General features: G+C 49.3%; 12 protein-coding genes. 7 read left to right on the top strand and 5 right to left on the bottom strand.

The genetic code is table 11. The features are described 5' to 3' along the window. Positions 1-59: 59 nt before the first annotated feature. Positions 60-449 carry a tautomerase family protein gene (locus tag ACMGG1_RS03710; protein WP_142814496.1) on the top strand — a complete coding sequence of 130 codons (390 nt, stop codon included), beginning with the start codon at positions 60-62 and terminating at the stop codon, positions 447-449. 42 nt (positions 450-491) lie between these two features. On the opposite strand, the gene ACMGG1_RS03705 is transcribed toward ACMGG1_RS03710, so the two are convergent. Then, the gene (locus tag ACMGG1_RS03705; protein WP_130016948.1) at positions 492-2,258 is read right to left on the bottom strand and encodes an ABCB family ABC transporter ATP-binding protein/permease; all 1,767 of its coding nucleotides are present in this window, start codon (positions 2,256-2,258) and stop codon (positions 492-494) included. 254 nt (positions 2,259-2,512) lie between these two features. Continuing rightward, positions 2,513-3,190 (bottom strand): hydrolase, encoded by a 678-nt coding sequence (locus tag ACMGG1_RS03700; RefSeq protein ID WP_020828435.1) that lies wholly within the window; start codon positions 3,188-3,190, stop codon positions 2,513-2,515. Positions 3,191-3,434: 244 nt separating this feature from the next. On the opposite strand from ACMGG1_RS03700, the gene ACMGG1_RS03695 reads away from it, so the two are divergent. The 5 genes from ACMGG1_RS03695 (at position 3,435) to ACMGG1_RS03675 (ending at position 7,493) form a co-directional block, all read left to right on the top strand. Then, positions 3,435-4,331, top strand: coding sequence for a LysR substrate-binding domain-containing protein (locus ACMGG1_RS03695; protein ID WP_414161156.1), 897 nt, complete (start codon positions 3,435-3,437; stop codon positions 4,329-4,331). A 116-nt stretch (positions 4,332-4,447) separates the two neighbouring features. Beyond that, a complete protein-coding gene (locus ACMGG1_RS03690; RefSeq protein WP_128865153.1) occupies positions 4,448-5,017 on the top strand; it encodes an HdeD family acid-resistance protein in 570 nt (189 codons plus the stop codon). A gap of 155 nt (positions 5,018-5,172) precedes the next feature. Then, positions 5,173-6,105 carry a curved DNA-binding protein gene (cbpA, locus tag ACMGG1_RS03685; protein ID WP_020828438.1) on the top strand — a complete coding sequence of 311 codons (933 nt, stop codon included), beginning with the start codon at positions 5,173-5,175 and terminating at the stop codon, positions 6,103-6,105. After that, complete coding sequence (cbpM, locus tag ACMGG1_RS03680; RefSeq protein WP_020828439.1) at positions 6,098-6,403, top strand: chaperone modulator CbpM; 306 nt, start codon at positions 6,098-6,100, stop codon at positions 6,401-6,403. Before cbpA ends, cbpM begins: the two co-directional genes overlap by 8 nt. Before the next feature lie 961 nt (positions 6,404-7,364). Continuing rightward, positions 7,365-7,493, top strand: a complete 129-nt coding sequence (locus ACMGG1_RS03675; protein ID WP_260679805.1) for a hypothetical protein — start codon at positions 7,365-7,367, stop codon at positions 7,491-7,493. A gap of 109 nt (positions 7,494-7,602) precedes the next feature. Here ACMGG1_RS03675 and ACMGG1_RS03670 read toward each other — a convergent pair whose 3' ends face one another. The 3 genes from ACMGG1_RS03670 to ACMGG1_RS03660 form a co-directional block, all read right to left on the bottom strand. Beyond that, positions 7,603-7,908, bottom strand: a complete 306-nt coding sequence (locus ACMGG1_RS03670) for a type II toxin-antitoxin system RelB/DinJ family antitoxin (protein WP_122080120.1) — start codon at positions 7,906-7,908, stop codon at positions 7,603-7,605. A 204-nt stretch (positions 7,909-8,112) separates the two neighbouring features. After that, the gene (locus tag ACMGG1_RS03665) at positions 8,113-8,472 is read right to left on the bottom strand and encodes an Hpt domain-containing protein (RefSeq protein ID WP_162302911.1); all 360 of its coding nucleotides are present in this window, start codon (positions 8,470-8,472) and stop codon (positions 8,113-8,115) included. Positions 8,473-8,517: 45 nt separating this feature from the next. Then, a complete protein-coding gene (locus ACMGG1_RS03660) occupies positions 8,518-9,144 on the bottom strand; it encodes a response regulator (protein WP_128865154.1) in 627 nt (208 codons plus the stop codon). A gap of 803 nt (positions 9,145-9,947) precedes the next feature. On the opposite strand from ACMGG1_RS03660, the gene ACMGG1_RS03655 reads away from it, so the two are divergent. Further along, on the top strand, positions 9,948-14,195 hold the full coding sequence (locus tag ACMGG1_RS03655; RefSeq protein ID WP_259218559.1) for a transporter substrate-binding domain-containing protein: 4,248 nt from the start codon (positions 9,948-9,950) through the stop codon (positions 14,193-14,195). Positions 14,196-14,265: the final 70 nt, after the last annotated feature.

Raw genomic sequence — 14,265 nt, 5'->3', positions numbered from 1 at the left:
TGTCAAAACGCTGCCCTGCGCGCATCAATAACTATTAACCCACTGACAGGATTATTAAAATGCCATTACTCATCTTTGACGTCATCGAAGGTCGCAGCGACGCCCAACTGCAAACGCTGCTCGACGCCGCCCACCGAGCCGTCCTCAGCGCCTTTGAGGTTCCCGTGCAGGACCGCTACCAGATTGTTCATGAAAACAAGGCTAAGCATATGGTGATTGAAGATACCGGCCTTAACCTGACGCGCACCCGCAATCTGGTAGTGGTTCGAGTGATTACCAGCCCGCGCCCCGAAGAACAAAAACAGCAGTTTTATGCCGAGCTTAGCCGTGAGCTGAAAGAAAGTTGTGGGATTGAAGGCAGTGATTTGATGGTGTCCATCACCACCAACAGCAAGGGAGACTGGAGCTTCGGCAACGGCGTGGCACAATACCTGACCGGTGATCTTTAGCGCGCCGTCCCCCAGACTGAGCATCAACTGGGGGACGCACTTTCAGGGCTGCTGTTCTTCGCTATATTGGTTTTGCCACATTGCAGCATAGCGGCCGTTGGCAGCCAGCAAGGCGTCATGCCGCCCACGCTCAACAATCTCACCGGCCTCCAGCACGATGATTTCGTCGGCATCCACCACCGTCGACAGCCGGTGCGCAATCACCAACGTGGTATGGTCGCGGCTCACTTCACGCAGATGCGCCTGGATTTCGCGTTCGGTCTGGGTATCCAGCGCACTGGTCGCCTCGTCGAACACCAGAATCGCCGGATTTTTCAGGATGGTGCGCGCAATCGCCACCCGCTGCTTTTCCCCACCCGACAGCTTGAGCCCGCGTTCGCCCACCCGAGTTTCATACCCGTCAGGCAGGCTGACGATAAACTCGTGAATATGCGCCAACCTAGCCGCGCGCTCGATCTCTTCCTGACTCGAACCGGTTTTACCGTAACCAATGTTGTAGCCCAACGTATCGTTGAACAACACGGTGTCCTGCGGCACGATGCCGATTGCCGCACGCAGGCTAGCCTGCTTCAGGCTGCGGATATCCTGGCCGTCAATCGAGACAGCGCCGCCGCTGACGTCATAAAAACGAAACAACAATCGGGATAGCGTGGATTTGCCGGCCCCCGAAGCACCGACGATCGCCACCGTGTTGCCGGCCGGGATGGTGAAACTGACGTTTTTCAAGATCGGCCGACGCTCATCATAGCCAAAGCTGACCGAGTCAAAACGCACCTCCCCTGCACGCAATTGCAGCGCCGTCGCATCCGGCCTGTCGACAATTTCCTGCTCTTCCTGCAGCAGATCGAACATGTTCTCCATGTCGATCAGCGCCTGTCTGACTTCAGCATAAATGAACCCGAAGAAATTCAGCGGCTGATAGAGCTGCAGCAGATAGGCATTCACCAATACAAAGTCGCCGACCGTCATCCGCCCCTGCACAATGCCCTGCGCCGCCATCGCCATCATCACGATCAGTCCGATGGAAATAATGGCGGTTTGTCCGAGGTTGATGGCGGTAAAACTGAACTGGTTTTTGATGGCGGCGTATTCATACAGGCGACGTGACATGTTGAACCGATCGGCCTCAAAGTCCTCGTTACCGAAGTATTTAACCGTCTCGTAATTCAGCAGGCTGTCGAGTGATTTGCTGTTGGTATCAGCGTTGGCTCGGTTGAGCTCACGTCTGAAGCGAGTTCGCCAACTGACGGCCATCACGGTGAACAGAATATAGCAGCCAACCGTCACCACAATCGCCAGCGCAAACCAGCCGTTTAACAGATGCCACATGATCACCGAAACCAAGGTGATTTCGAACAGAATGGGGAAAATGGAGAACAGCAACCGCGAAAGCACCGTCGCCACCGCCTGAGTGCCGCGTTCGATAGACAGCGACAGCCCGCCGGTCTGCCGCTCCAGGTGAAAACGCAGGCTCAACGCGTGCAGTTGTCTGAAAACGCGTAGCCCCAGTAGCCGGGTCGCATTCTGGCTAACGTGCACGAACATCACGTTGCGTAATTCTTCAAATAACGCCCCCCCAACACGCGCCACGCCATAAGCCAGGATCAAACCGATGGGAATGGCCAGCATTTTGGCGGTTTCACCGCTCAAGGCATCGACCATGGCTTTATAAGCCAGCGGCACCAGCGTGATACTGACCTTGGAGACCACCATAAAAACAAAGGCAATCACCAGGTAACAACGCAGTCGGGGGTTCTCTTTGGGCCACAGGTAGGGCAGCAGAAACTTCAATAAGCGGGAACGGTCCATATCAGGTATCTATTGTCTCGGTCAGCAGTGCGGCATGGTTTTGTATATTCTGGCACGTATGCCACGAAAAACCTTCGGCAATTCTCCGATGCGGCTCTTTTGAACCCTGATCACCTGAATGGCACACCTCGGTGGTGAGGAATGACATGATGTTTACATCCCTGCTGCATACATGCGCGGGCCTAATACCCAGCCCGAAGTATCGACGCAATGGCCCCCATGGCATTAGGCTGACCATGGAGGCGCACAGCGGTTTATTTCTCCGAGTCTAAGGTTTCGTGATGCGTGATGACGTCTTGCGCCTTGTTATAGCTCTCGATAAGCAATTGATATGACGGGAAGATCAAGGTGTAGATCTCGGCCCACTGTGCCGCATCCTCACGATTCCAGGTTTGTTGAATCTCTGACGCCACAGCCCCGGTATCCATAGGGACAGCACCGGCCTGAACTACCCGCGCCAGGGTAATTTCCTGAGCCATTTTTGAGTAGGTACCGGACGCATCGACCACGACGAACACCTGATAACCGTCGGCAATTGCGCTAATAGCCGGGAAAGCCATACAGACGCTGGTAATGGTGCCAGCAATAATCAGCTGTTTTTTCCCGGTGGCCTTCACCGCCTGCACGAAGTCGGCATTATCCCAGGCATTAATCTGGCCGGTGCGTGCCACGTATTGCGCATGCGGTGCGTTCGCATGGATTTCCGGGATCAGTGGCCCATTTGGCCCCTGTGGCACCGAAGCCGTGGTAATCACCGGCATGTTGGCCAGCGTGGCAATTTTGGCCAGAGCGGTCGCATGGCGGCGCAGGTCGGGCATCGGCATATCGCCGATGGTTTGAAATAAGCCGCTTTGGTGGTCGATCAGCAGCATTACGGCATCGGCCGGGTTGATTACCGGGCGCTGGTTATTAAAGTTTGCTGGGGCACTCATAGATCCTCACTTGTTCATCCTGAAACGTTAGCGGTCAAAGAGCTGCTTTTCCTGAACTCAGCAGGCTAAAGCGAGTCATTAAATTTAGGCGACTGGAATATGACAGTTCCGATTGTCCAAGGCTTTTCATCGATATAGCATGCACTTATGAATGGAAGCCTCATATTTAACCTAGCAATGAATCAAATCGGCAAACAGGCCAATTATTGGAAATGAGTGTTTCATCAATGGGAAAATGGTCTTTATGATAGATTTCAATGAAATGTTTATGTTTGCCAAGGTTATTGAATGCGGAGGCTTTCTTGCTGCAAGTAAGAAATTTGGTATCCCCAAGTCCACACTGTCCAGAAAAATATCCGCACTTGAACAACGCCTTAATGTCAGACTGATACAACGCTCAACCCGAAATATAATGATCACGGAAATCGGTAAGGAATATTATCAATATTGCGTGCAAATGATCGCTGCGGCAGAAAAAGCGGAAAACCTGATCAATAACAAAAGTGACCAACCCACGGGTAAAATCAGGATTACCTGCCCCACGATTCTTATGGATCTCGGTCTGTCAAAAACCCTGGCGAAATTTATGCAGGCTTACCCTGAGGTGGTACTTCAGGTAAAAATATTCAATCGTGATGTGGATATTATTGCAGAGGGGTACGACATCTCATTTCAACTGATGGGCAAGGAATCCAAAAACAGCAATCTGATTATGCGGAAAATTGCCGACATTTCCTCTTCTTTTATGCTGAATCCTGCCGGCAGGATCCACCCCAACCAGGTGCAAGAACCGTCAGATCTGCATCAACTCCCTACCGTTGGCTGGCTATCTTCCCATTTTCAATCCGCATGGACGTTCAACAAAGAAGGCCGGGAAGTCAAGATAAGCAATGAGTCCTGCCTGGTGTGTGACGACATCAGATTACTCAAAGAGGCGATCCTTTGCGGCAGGGCTACGGGTTGTTTGCCGCTAAAGCTGGCACGTCAGGAAATTCACGATGGCACCCTGACAACCGTGCTGAATGACTGGCAGCTGGAGCCGCGCAAAATTGTCGCTATTTATCCTTCGCGCCAGGGCCTGCTGCCCGCCGTCAGGGCATTGATCGACTTCGTTGTCGAAGATTTCGCACAGGATGGCTGACTTATTCGATTGAAAACAACGATTACGCACAATTATCCTCCCGCACTTGACGACAGGTATTATAATTAAAAAGACAATACGAGATAGGATATCCAAACAGTTTAAGGAGATACGTCATGTTAAATATGGGTCCACGCCATTCGCTGATTATCGATGAACAAAGTTTAAAGAAACAACGTACCCCGCTGTTAATCATCTCTATATTGCTGCTGTTAGGCGGTATTTTTTGCCTGTTCAGCCCCTTCGCCTCCGGCGCAGCGCTGAGTATGGTCATGGGCATTTTCTTGCTGTTGAGCGGATTCGGTCTGATTTTCGGTATGATAGCTAACCGAGTACAAAATACCTGGCCGATGATCGGCGGTATTCTGCTAGGGGTCGCTTACCTTATTATCGGCTACGTGTTTATCACCACCCCGGCGGTAGGCATTTTCGCCATGGCGATCTATCTTGCCGTACTCTTCGCTCTGGGCGGCATCGTACGACTGATTGCTGGCTACAAATTACGTGATGTCAGCGGCAGTTGGCTGCAGTACGTGATTGGTATTTTGGATCTGATCATTGCCTGGATGCTGTTCAGCGCCGATCCTATGACTTCCGTCGTACTGGTCACCACCATTGTCGGCATCGAAATGCTGTTCAGCTCTTTTGGCCTGTTCCAGGTTGCTCGCCAACTGAAGCGCTCGTGATTTCAGGCGGGGCCACCCGGCTCCGCTTTTCTACTGCACAGCCGACAATTACCCCGATACATCGGCGGCCAAGTGCCCTAATATTAGTAAGGTTTCACGCAAAGCAGGTTCAACTACTCCCCCCTGACGAAAGATTGAAATGAGATGATAACGCTATGGAATTCAAGGACTATTATACCATTTTAGGGGTCAAACCATCAGATGACATCAAGGCGATAAAAACCGCCTATCGTCGGTTGGCGCGAAAGTATCATCCTGATGTCAGCACAGAAAAAAATGCCGAGGCACAGTTTAAAGAAGTGGCCGAAGCCTACGAGGTGCTGAAAGACGACGAGCGCCGTGCTGAATATGATCAACTGCGTCAACATCGTAATGACCCTAACTTCGGCCGCCAAACCCAGCATGCTCATGCGAATGCAAATAATGCCGAAGACTTTTCCGACATCTTTTCCTCCATGTTCGGCGAACATGCGCGCGGCCAGCGTCAGCGCCAAAGCCGAGCCATGCGCGGGCAAGATATTGAAATGGAAGTGGCCGTCTTCCTGGAAGAAACGCTGGCCGAGCAAGCCCGCACCATCCGCTATAGCCTGCCGGTCTATAACGCCTTTGGCATGGTGGAGCAGGAAATCCCCAAAACCCTTAATGTGAAGATCCCTGCCGGCGTAGGCGACGGCGAACGCATTCGCCTGAAGGGCCAGGGCGGCCCGGGGATAGACGGCGGTGCGAATGGCGATCTCTACCTTATCATCCGCATTGCGCCACACCCCATGTTCGACGTCGTAGGCCACGACCTGGAAATTGTGTTGCCGATTGCTCCTTGGGAAGCTGCGCTCGGTGCCAAGGTGCCAGTCCCTACCCTCAAAGACAGTATTTTGTTGACCATCCCTGCCGGTAGCCAAACCGGACAACGTCTGCGCGTTAAAGGGAAAGGCTTGGTCAGTAAAAAAGAAACCGGCGATTTGTATGCCGTGATCAAGGTTGTGATGCCGCCGAAGCCGGACGAAAAGAGTGCTGCACTGTGGCAACAGCTGGCGGAAACTCAGACGAGCTTTGATCCGCGCAAAGAGTGGAGTAAGCAAAATGGCTAACCTAAAAGTAACCTTCACCATTACCGAGTTTTGTCTGCATACCGGTGTGACAGAAGAAGAGCTAACGGAGATTGTCGGACTGGGCGTGATAGAGCCGCGGAACCCGGCAACGGAAGAGTGGATCTTTGACGATCGCGCCTTGATCACTTTCCATCGTGCTCAGCAATTGCACCATGAACTGGCGCTGGACTGGCCGGGTATTGCCGTCACCCTGACGTTGCTCGAAGAGATTGAGCAGTTACGTAAAGAGAACAGCCAGTTGCACCAACGGCTGGCGCGATTCGTTACCAGGCCCTGACAGGGCGAAAACAGCCCATTGCATCGCGCCCACCTTCGCTCAGAAAAACAATTTCGTTGCAATAAATCCACTGAGCGAATGGAGGGCGATAAAAATAGGCTTTAACTACTTAAAATAAGCGTTCATGTTTTTTAATAAGTACTGTTAATAAAGACATGTCATTAAAAACAGTATTGACACTCTTTTATAAATCCGTAGATTGGTAATCAACAGCAGCGTAATGATAGCAGCTGTTAATAGTAAAAGTGTTTAGTAAGTTGTTATTAAGTTATTTTGCGATAAAGGCCACGAAGTTTTTTAGTATGGGTCATCGATGCTGAGAAAAGTTACAGTCTTGCTCGATGAAGCTTTAAGGCCACGTTGTAAGTACCGACAATCGCAGGGTGTGTACCAAAACGCGATGATGTAAGGTCATGTTAGAACTGTTTTTTGTTTGCGATCAATGAGTAAGACAGTGAAAACAGATCGCAATAGAAGTGAGGCTATGCATCAAAGAATAGATATCGCGAGGGGAGATGTACGAGTTGAGATGCCATACCTTTGATTATTTTGGTAGGCGGTAATTGTTAACTGGTAAATATAGGGGAGGTTTGAGTTAACCCAATATTATCTGTGATTAACCTGTACATTTAGTGTAGAACTCTAGCAGTAAATAATAGTAAGTTCATTAATGTTAAATCAGAAGTCAATAGTACCTTAAAAGCCTTGGCTGCAACGGTCAGGGCTTTTATCATTTATGGCAACCCTGAGCGTATTAATCAGTAAATTCCTCATCGCAATACCCCTCAGAAAAACCGCAGCAACAATCTCATTTACCGCTCTGCGTAACGGTTCTTTTACGACTCCCCCCACACTTATCGTTAGGATTTTTACCTAAAAATACAATTTAAATTCAACGTCGTTAAGATTTATCTTAAAATTCAAGCCGGATATTTATGGATCTTGATGTTCAGGGAATGAAATGGGTGACAATCAGCGTAAGCAGGATTATCGGGTTGAGTATGGCGAAGAATGGAAGCCTGAAAAAACCTCTAAGTGGTTTTGGTTTGTGCTGTTCGCCATTCTGGGTGTTTTGATTGCCGTTTCCTAAAAGTAGCCAGCAAGAAGGTTTCCTGTATAAAGTCGGCGATATGTCTCAGCGGTCGAAACCGCTGAGCGAGTGAGAAAATATTCTATTTCATTATAGAGAAATGATTAACTTAACGGTGCTTCTCGACATTCAGCATATCCCCTAGCTTTTCTGATTTATATTGAGAATAGTTACGCTGAATTTCAGGATATTCCAGCTGGGACAGAATATCATTATAAGCCTGGTAGCAAAGTTGTTCACGGTTAGTGCTACTGCCATTGAGCAGTTCTTCCGGCATCGCCCCTTCCTTGACTATACGATTAAGGAACATTCGAATACCTTCAGAAACGGTCATGCCCATCTCTTTGAAGACCGCTTCTGCGCGTTGCTTTAAGTTGGTGTCAATTCGCGCCTGAACAATGCTATCGCGTGTCATAAAACCCTCCTGGTGACATTTTTCTCATCCTGTCAGGGCATTATTGCGCTGGAGATAGTGGATAAAAATGAGAATTCAGCTCGGCACCGTAACGCTATTGACGGTTATTGTGAGAGTAATGCCCGTAACTCTCGTAAGGTAAAGATGACATAACCGGGAGTGAGCATTTAAATGCTCTATTATTACCTCATCACCGTGCTTAAACTAGCGCAGATGGATTAAACAATCATTCAGAGAAAATATCATTAACTCTATTATTTTCAAACCACTATAGATTTTATCAGGGTGCATATCCTCCAACCGTCGATTCTCGAATGCCAGGCAGGCTGCTGCGATCTCTTTCGCACAAATGGTTTGCGCAGAGCCTTTTAATCGATGGACCGTTTTGGCAACCCCAACCCGATCACCCTGCTTTGCCAAGGTTTGGGCCAGGGAAATTTCCTTTATATTTTCTTCATTAGCTTTATAAAGTAACGTTTTAATAAAAGAAATGTCGTTGCCAGCAACCTGAAAAAGCCGGTTGATATCCACATGTGCAGATAACGACAACTTGTCATCATCCATTACACTTTCCCCCGCGTTGGCTTTGTGCATTTTTCGCTCAAATCATTAGTCCAAATTATTTTTTATGCAAAACTCATAAGTTTCCATCATACTATTTAGGTCCAGCTTGGCCATGACTCTTCTTTTATAGGTCCCTACCGTTTTATCACTTATGTTCATCTGCAAACCAATATCGACCAATCGCATGCCTTTTGCCAAATAACGTAATACCTGTAACTCCTTTGCCGAAAGCGAAGCAATTGCATTCTTTTGTTTATCTTCACCGGGCTGCAAAATTTGTTGCCTTGCTTGTTTTAAAGGGAAATAGCCATAGCCGGCGCTAATTGCCGCCACAGCACTATGCAGATCGCATAGGTTATTTGCCTTGCTGATAAAACCATCCGCCCCAGCGCCCACACAGTTTTTAATATAGTAAGGTTCGTCTTTCCCCGAAAGCACCAGAATAGCCCCACTGAACTGGCGTTTGCGCAAACGCTGAACCAGTTCAATGCCGCTGATAGAGTGAATGTCGATATCAACGATAACCAGATCCGGCTTGTGTTTTTCAATTAATGATAGCGCCTCAAAACCATCACCCGTTTCACTAATTACCCTGAGGCCTTCTTTTTCCAACAAAACTTTAATGGCAAAACGTGTGACAGGATGGTCGTCAACAACCAAAACACTCTTCATCGGTCACTACCTCATTATTTTCGTCAATTTACTGCTGCCCTGGAAAGCCCACTAAGATGACAGTGGACAATTGAAACCTGGCTCAACGATACGCGATTCAACATGGCATGAATGGCTAAGATTATTTTATATTAAGCCCCAAAAACCATTAGCAGTAACAATGAATCATACTATACCCTCTCGGTCACCACCATAGAGATAATTCACTTACCCTTTGTTTTTATTAATGTTATGCGGATGTTGCCTGCCAGCTCCGTTCATTATTTTGTTGTTTAACAGATCATATCATTATTGAGAATTTCGCGCCCAGACCGTTGGAGAAAACCTGGACTCCAGACACAAAGCTTGTGTAAGGGAAATATTACACAAAATAACGTCAATGATTACAAAAAAATCAGGATTACCTTACAAAAATTGAAAGTATGTTCCGATGGGTTAAAGGAAAGCTCCACTATAATCTATCTATATCCTATCTCAACGCCTTACACCCATAATGTCTACACCTCCATTTGACAATATCCCTATAGAAACTGCACTTTATTAAGGTTCAACGGCCTCTGCCGTTTAACTATTTCCAGACTTTATGATTATCAATTAGTGCTAATTTACACCTCGTTAGCCTGGAAATTAAAATCCATGCATTCTACATAAAGCCATTGATAATCAATGCGTCGTTTTAAAACAAGGTATAAGCCGATATGTTCTTTATAACGCTTAAAAATAATTTAGTCGGCCTTATATTCTGGTTCGCATTAACCCTGTTTACACTGATCATGCCGGCACTTCACGCCGCAGAATTGACTATGGAAGAAAAAGAGTGGATCAGGTCCCACCCGGAACTGAGGGTCGGCACCTATGAAGGCGGATTACCTCCACTGGAAGATAGGGTTAAAAACCAATTAACCGGTTTTGCCCCTGACGTACTCAACGAAGTCACCAGTCGATTGAAATTAACGCTAAAGGTTAAAGAGTATCAAAATCGTCTCGATATGATGCAGGCACTGAGGCACGGTGAAATCGATGTGGTGATGAACATGTCCCCTACGTTCTCAGGCGCCAAATATCTGCGCTATAGCCAGCCTTACGGCGAGAACGATCTGATTATTGTCAGCGCCCGCGACAATCGGCACATTCTGGATCATTCAGACCTCGCCAAGGCATCGGTCGCCGTAGTCACCGGCTCACCCGAAGCTGAGCTGATCCCGGACGTTTATCCTGCCATCAGGCTGCATGAATTCGCCAACCAGACCGCGGCTCTGCTCAGCGTCGAGCAGGGCGAAACCGATGCATTCATCGGCAATCGCTACACTATCCGCTACCATATTGCCCTTAACAAAAGCGAAGCTTTCAGAACCGTGGGCAATGCCTATTTACCGCTGCAAACGTTAAGATTCGCCTTTCCACGGGAAAACTCGCTACTGGCCAACGCATTCGATGTGGCCATTACCGATATTGGCTGGCGTGAACAACAGGCGTTATTTGAAAAATGGGTCGCTCCTTTCCCTGCCCGGTTGCCAAAAACTGTACGTATCAATCTTTCTCCCGACCAGATTACCTTGCTGAACCAACTGCCACATCTGCAAGTCAGCAACCTGGAATCCTATCCGCCGTTCTCTTTCCGCAATCAGCATGGCGAACCCAGCGGCCTGGTCGAGGACTATTTCGATCTGATACGCCGCCAGCTGCAGCTTAAATCTGAACGTGTCAGGGTTCGTTCGCTGAATGAATTGATGAAAATGATCAAAGAGGGTGAGATCGATCTGGTCCCCGGTTTGCCGCCAACCGCAGAGCGCATGCAGTTTTTAGCGTTCAGCCAACCTTACGCGCGCTTTCCACTGATGATCGCTACGCGTAAAGAAACCAGCAATATCGAAGGTATCGAGAGCCTTGGCAAGGCGCGGGTAGCAATATCCGAGGACGCAGAGCCCATCCCAACGCTACTGCGTAAAAACCCGGAGCTGACGCTGATTCATACCGATACAGCCGAACAAGGTTTGCAGCTGTTAGCCGACCGCCAGGTAGATGCTTACATCGGCAATTTGGTGGTCACCGATCGCATTATTACCGAGCAATATCCCAATATATTAAAGGTCGCGGCTCCGACCGGTTACTATGCCGAACTGGCAGTAGCGGTCACCAAAAAGTACGCTTATGTCATCCCGCTGATCAACCAGGCTCTGGCAAATATCAGCACCGATCGCAAAGAGCAGATCCGCAGCGCCTGGTTCCCGATCACCTTCCATGAAGACCTCGATCTTATGGTTATCATCAGGAAAATTCTGCCCGCCATATTGGCCGTCGGCTTCATCATGGCACTGCTTATCATCGCCTATTGGCGTTTGCGCAAGGAGACCAGCCGCAGGATCCGCGCCCAGATAACCTTAGCCGACCAGCTCAGTTTCCAGCATGCTCTGTTGGAAACCATCCCTTTCCCTGTATTGGGCAAGGACCACCGCGATCGTTATATCGCGGTCAACAGCGCCTTTGAGAAACTGACCGGTCATGCGTCCGCGCATATGTTGGGCAAAACGCCAGAAGAATGCGGCTACATCGATGCCATCGTATCGCTGGAGCGCGAACCGGAAAACCGCGCGGCTTTGTCAGCCGAGGAAGGCATCCACCGTCCACTGCGCTATGCCAATGCCAAAGGAGAAATGCGAGAGGGGTTGTTCTGGCTAAAACCCTTCTTCAGCGTTGACGGGGGGCCTGGCGGCAGCGTTACCGTTTTGGTCGACGTCACGGATATCCGCCGTTCTGAAGAACGAGCTTTGATATCCGAAGCCCTGCTGACCGACGTGACCGAATCGCTGCCGGTTACCGTGTTTCAAGTCTGCCTTTCGGTCAATGGCGATATACATTTTACCTACGTAGCGGGTGCTGCAGAGGCCACCTTTGGCTTATCTGCCGAAACCATGATGGCAGACCATGAAAGCTTCCAGCAGCGGGTAAATGCCGAAGATCGATCCATGCTGCAAGAGAATTTGGTTCGCATGCAAGGTACGCTCGCCCCCTTCCAGAACGAATTCCGCATGCAGGTCAAAAACAATCAATGCTGGATCCGTGTCAATTCAGGCAAGGGCAAACGTGAGAAAAACGGGGATGTGTTATGGGGCGGCTACTTTGAAGATATTACTCAATCCCGCCGCCAGGAACGCATGCTGCTCGAGGCAAAAACCAAGGCGGAGGCCGCTGCCCGAGCAAAAGCGACTTTCCTGGCGACCATGAGCCATGAGATACGCACCCCGGTACACGGCATTCTTGGCTGGCTGGAGCTACTGGAAAGAACCCGACTGGACGATGAACAAAACAGAATGCTGGTTACGGTACAAAGCTCTGCGCAGCATTTGACCCAGGTGATTGACGATATTCTTGATTTCTCTAAGCTGGAAGCGGGCCAGGTCTCGCTGGAAAACCTGGCGATGGATATCCGGGTATTCCTGTCAGAAATGATGCAAACCCTGAACCTGCAAGCGTTGAAAAAGAGTCTGTCACTGCATCTGTATCTGGATAGCAGGGTTGCCCAAAAACTGTTGTTCGACCCAGTCAGGCTACGCCAAATTTTAATGAATTTTCTCAGTAACTCACTGAAATTTACCCATGCGGGTGACATTACGCTGCGGTTGGTTCTGCTCGGCGAGCAGAAGGGTCGGCAGTTTTTGCGTTTCAGTGTTATTGATACCGGGATCGGTATCCCTGCGGATATGCAGCAACAACTGTTCCAGCCTTTTCAGCAGGCAGAGGCTTCCACCACCCGCCGTTTTGGCGGAACCGGCTTGGGGTTGGCTATCTCCAAAGGCCTGGCACAACAGATGAACGGGACGCTCACTATGCACAGTGAGCCGGGCGAAGGGAGCACCCTCAGTTTCGATGTTCATTTCGACGTCTATACACCGTCAGCGGCGCTGCCGGAACTGTCAGGTACCCGAGCGACCCTTTGGTGTGATGACGTCGTTATCAGCCAGAACCTGCGGGAAATGCTATTGGCATTAGGCGTTACCGTCACCTGCCTGTCAGGTCCACAGACGCCGTCGCTTATCATGACCGGCTGCGATTTACTGTTTATAGAGGAAACCACGCTGACAACGCTTGCGATGCCTTCCACCACCAGGGACAACATGATCGTTTTGACTGAAAAATCACAGCCGGACAATTCGATCGATCCGCATATCCTCGACGTCACGCCATTATCGTGGGAGAAGGTTAAAAAAATCTGCGCCACTCTGCTCGTCGAGCAAAAAAAACAGGCCGTCAACGCCAACAAGCCAACGGTAGAAAATGTGCCAGATATCATCCAGAACCGCGAACATGCCCTGGCGAACGGAAGCCTGATATTGGTCGCCGAAGACCACCCTATCAGCCGAGAACTGATCAAACACCAGTTGCAAATGCTGGGTTATTGCTTCGACCTCGTCGAGGATGGCCGACAGGCTTTGCAGGCGATAGAAACTAACCGTTATGGCCTGGCGATTGTCGACTGCCATATGCCCTATATAGACGGTCTGGAATTAAGCCGCTTGGTCCGCCAAAAAGAGGCGGCGACGAAGAGTGCAAGACTGAAAATTGTCGCACTTACGGCAGGCGTACTGGAAGAACAAGAAGATCAGTGCATTGCCGCCGGCATGGACGCTTACCTGACAAAACCCATTGATATTAAAGGACTGAAGGAAATTCTCACTCGATTTATCACGCCAATAATGGTGACCGCAACAGCCCTTGGCGCAACCAACCCAAATCATTTGTTTAATGTCGACATGGCCTCCTTGAATAAGCGTTATGGTTCAGAAGAAAAAGCCAAAGTGGTCATAAGTATGATGCTGGGCAATCTGGAACATGGGCTGCATCAGTTGGCCGCCAGCCGATCTTCCACGCAGCAAGCTCTGATCGTACGCCATTTGGCATTGGATCTGGGGGCGCTTAATTGCCATATCATGGCCACGCAGGCGACAAGATTGGAGACACGGTTAAATCAGGGAAAAATCAATCTCACCGGCGATCTGCAGGATTTTAAACAGGCTATTGCGCAGTTGATCCTGCAGTTGCACATGCTATAACTGCAAAAAATAGCTTGCCGATGCTATTTTGGGAGGAAGTCTCCATCAATACTTAATTGATTGATTGATT

Origin of the sequence: Serratia sp. BNK-12 (assembly GCF_047456085.1) — a bacterium.
GTDB lineage: Bacteria > Pseudomonadota > Gammaproteobacteria > Enterobacterales > Enterobacteriaceae > Serratia > Serratia liquefaciens.
This window is presented reverse-complemented; position numbering and strand designations above follow the sequence as displayed.

Bases quoted from the DNA above. Each gene is read 5' to 3' on its own strand.
- ACMGG1_RS03710 (WP_142814496.1), top strand. From the start codon at position 60: ATGCCATTACTCATCTTTGACGTCATCGAAGGTCGCAGCGACGCCCAA.
- ACMGG1_RS03705 (WP_130016948.1), bottom strand. From the start codon at position 2,258: ATGGACCGTTCCCGCTTATTGAAGTTTCTGCTGCCCTACCTGTGGCCC.
- ACMGG1_RS03700 (WP_020828435.1), bottom strand. From the start codon at position 3,190: ATGAGTGCCCCAGCAAACTTTAATAACCAGCGCCCGGTAATCAACCCG.
- ACMGG1_RS03695 (WP_414161156.1), top strand. From the start codon at position 3,435: ATGATAGATTTCAATGAAATGTTTATGTTTGCCAAGGTTATTGAATGC.
- ACMGG1_RS03690 (WP_128865153.1), top strand. From the start codon at position 4,448: ATGTTAAATATGGGTCCACGCCATTCGCTGATTATCGATGAACAAAGT.
- cbpA (WP_020828438.1), top strand. From the start codon at position 5,173: ATGGAATTCAAGGACTATTATACCATTTTAGGGGTCAAACCATCAGAT.
- cbpM (WP_020828439.1), top strand. From the start codon at position 6,098: ATGGCTAACCTAAAAGTAACCTTCACCATTACCGAGTTTTGTCTGCAT.
- ACMGG1_RS03675 (WP_260679805.1), top strand. From the start codon at position 7,365: ATGGGTGACAATCAGCGTAAGCAGGATTATCGGGTTGAGTATGGCGAA.
- ACMGG1_RS03670 (WP_122080120.1), bottom strand. From the start codon at position 7,908: ATGACACGCGATAGCATTGTTCAGGCGCGAATTGACACCAACTTAAAG.
- ACMGG1_RS03665 (WP_162302911.1), bottom strand. From the start codon at position 8,472: ATGGATGATGACAAGTTGTCGTTATCTGCACATGTGGATATCAACCGG.
- ACMGG1_RS03660 (WP_128865154.1), bottom strand. From the start codon at position 9,144: ATGAAGAGTGTTTTGGTTGTTGACGACCATCCTGTCACACGTTTTGCC.
- ACMGG1_RS03655 (WP_259218559.1), top strand. From the start codon at position 9,948: ATGGAAGAAAAAGAGTGGATCAGGTCCCACCCGGAACTGAGGGTCGGC.